Here is a 544-nt window from a genome sequence, read left to right on the forward strand (position 1 = left end):
CTTAATTTCACCTTCAATCTTTTCACCCGCCTCCACTGGCTTAGCAAAACCAGATAGCAGGACGTTCATCAAGGAGCGGTTCATCGCTTTACACATAATGTTGGTAAGAATAAGCCCTGAAGCCCCTACCAATAAGCCGGTAACGATAAGTATGGTATTGCCTGTAGCAAGACCTGCAGCACACGCCGCTACACCCGAATAGCTATTTAGTAACGCAATAACCACCGGCATGTCTGCCCCGCCAATGGAGATAGTAGCCCACAAGCCGAAGCTTAAAGACAGCGCAATCGCACAGTAAATCCATATTGGGTTACTTGGGTCGGTGGTAAAGAAGTAGCCAATAACCACCATGCCAATTAAGTGCAAAATGCTAAGTTCACGAAGTCCGGTGAAAATCACCGCTTTTGAGCTCATTTTGCCCGACAGTTTACCCCACGCCACAACCGAGCCAGAGAACGGTAACCGCCCCCCGACTAAAACTAGTGAAAAAACCAAGGTAAATAAACGGTAAACGCGTCGTTTACGGTTTTAAGGGTGATCAGAC

The 544-nt window shown here is 47.4% G+C and carries 1 pseudogene; it reads right to left on the minus strand.

What is annotated here, in order from left to right:
* A pseudogene (locus ACX5J7_RS12625) lies at positions 1-544 on the minus strand (NAD(P)(+) transhydrogenase (Re/Si-specific) subunit beta); the annotation flags it as partial.

Source organism: Alteromonas infernus, from assembly GCF_902705815.1.